2 protein-coding genes are annotated in these 2506 nt (G+C 47.6%); both read left to right on the top strand.

From position 1 onward, the window contains the following. Positions 1-1591: succinate dehydrogenase/fumarate reductase flavoprotein subunit (locus tag HA494_01865; GenBank protein ID NHV96525.1), on the top strand; the 1591-nt coding region annotated here is incomplete at its 5' end. 14 nt (positions 1592-1605) lie between these two features. After that, on the top strand, positions 1606-2506 hold a 901-nt coding region (locus HA494_01860; protein ID NHV96524.1), incomplete at its 3' end, for a succinate dehydrogenase/fumarate reductase iron-sulfur subunit.

The raw sequence follows: 2506 nt of genomic DNA, 5'->3' as shown, positions 1-2506 counted from the left end.
TTCAAAGGTGTATCCTACGAGATCACATTCCGTTTGTGCACAAGGAGGGACTGCGGCGGTTATGAGGGAGGGAGATAGCCATGAGATGCACGCTTGGGACACTGTTAAGGGGAGTGATTTTTTAGCTGATCAAGATGTTGTTGAATTTTTTGTAAAAAGAATCAGCGAAGAGATTGTTAGGCTTGAGCATTGGGGTATGCCTTGGAGCAGAACCCCTGATGGTAAGATAGCTCAGCGACCTTTCGGGGGGCATAGCTTCCCTAGAGCTTGCTATTCAGCAGATCTAGTAGGCTTCCAAGAGATGCATACATTATATGGGCGCGCTTTGGCATACGATACCATAAAATTTTATGACGAGTGGTACGTAACATCCCTTATAGCTGAAGAGGGGCGTGCAAAAGGTCTTACAGCGATCGACCTTAAGACAGGTACCATGAGTGCGTTTCGTGCTAAAGCGATAATAATGGCTACTGGAGGGGCCTGCAGAATCTACCGTTTTACAACCTACTCCTACACTGCAACAGGCGACGGCATGGTATTAGCGTATAGGGCTGGTGCGCCGTTACAGGATATGGAATTCGTTCAATTCCACCCTACAGGCCTTGTGCCTAGTGGGGTGTTGATAAGTGAGGCGGCACGTGGTGAAGGTGGCTACCTCAAAAATAGGAGCGGTGAGAGGTTTATGGAGAGGTATGCGAAAAAGATGATGGAACTCGCTCCACGTGATATAGTAGCTAGGGCTGAGATGACTGAAATAATGGAGGGTAGGGCTTTTGAAGGACCAGACGGACCATACATAGCCCTTGACCTCACACACTTAGGCGAGGAGAAGATTAATGAACGCCTACCTTACATACGTGAAGTAACACAAAGACTGGTGGGCATAGATCCAGTACACGAACCCATACCTATAGCACCAGCTGCCCACTACTCTATGGGTGGCATAAGAGCGAATATGACAGAAACACCATTACCTCACCTATTTGCTGCTGGAGAATGCTCTTGCCTAAGCCTACACGGAGCCAATAGACTCGGCTCCAACTCTACAGCAGAGTGCTTGGTCTTTGGGGCTGTCGCTGGCGAAAAGGCCGCTACTCTAGCTCAAAAATCAGAATTCCCTGATCTACCGAAAGAGAGGCTTGCTGAGGAGGAAAAGCGTGTATTTGACCAGATATTGGGGAATGAGGGAGGTGAGAGGATTTCAGAAATTAAGACGCAGATGATGAATGTTATGAACGAGAAGGTCTGGATCTTTAGAGATGAGCAGCGTCTAGCAGAGGCCGTTAAGGAAATAAGGGCTTTAAAAGAGAAGTTCAAGAGGGCTAAAGTTGAAGATAGCTCAAGAGTGTTTAACTTAGGTTTGATAAACGCGCTTGAGCTTGACTGTATGCTTGAGTTGGCTGATGTTACCGCTCTTTCAGCCTTAAACAGAAAGGAATCTAGGGGTGCTCACTCTAGAGTAGACTACCCGAAGCGTGACGATGTGAACTGGCTCAAGCATACTTTAGTCTACTATACGGTAGATGGACCTAGAATTGACTATGCCCCTGTCACGATAACTAAATGGCAGCCTGTTGAGAGAAAGTATTGAGGTGAGCGGGGCTCTTGGAAAAAGGTAAGATGGTTACACTCAACATAGTGCGATATAATCCAGAGAAGAAGCAGTATGTGACCTCAACATATAAGGTGCCTGCTAAGAAGGGCATGACACTACTAGACGCTCTCCTTTACGTCAGAGACAATCTAGATGGCACACTGACCGTAAGGCACTCTTGCAGAATGGGCATCTGTGGAAGCTGCTCCGTTATAGCTAACGGTAGACACGTTTTAGCCTGCTACACTCAGCTCCTCGATTTAGGCACAGACACCATAACAGTTACTCCACTACAGAACCTACCGATGATCAAAGATCTTGTCCCAGATCTAAAACCCTTCTTCGAAAAGTACAGGCCAATCAAACCCTATCTCATTAAACCAGAGGAAGCTATGAAAAAAGAGACAGAGTTCATCCAGATGCCCGAAGACCTTCAGAAATACTGGAACAACACACTATGCATAAAGTGTGGGCTCTGCTACTCCGCCTGCCCAGTAGTTAAGTCAAACGAAAGCTTCCCCGGACCGGCACAGGTTACCACACTCTACCGCTTCACAGTAGATAGCAGAGACGAAGGGAAGGAGGAGAGGCTTCAGCACACCGGACCTTGGCTCTGCTACTACTGCGGCGACTGCACTATAAGCTGCCCTAAAGGTGTTGAACCAGCGGAGTCGATTATGTCTATGAGACGCCATCTGATAACAAACTATGATTGGACTGGTGTCTCGCGCCTACTCTACACCTCTAAGAAGGCATCAGCGCTATTCACCTTAGGTTTAGCGATCCTAACCCTACTCCTGGTGTGGTTCCTGCATGGTCCTGTTGTCTTAGATCGAGTCGACCTAACCTCCTTTGCACCAATAGAGATCGTGCATAACGGTGGGATAATCTACGGTGTGCTGCTTGCCGCTC

It is taken from the genome of Nitrososphaerota archaeon (genome assembly GCA_011605775.1).
Taxonomy (GTDB): Archaea; Thermoproteota; Nitrososphaeria; order Nitrososphaerales; family JAAOZN01; genus JAAOZN01.
This window is presented reverse-complemented; position numbering and strand designations above follow the sequence as displayed.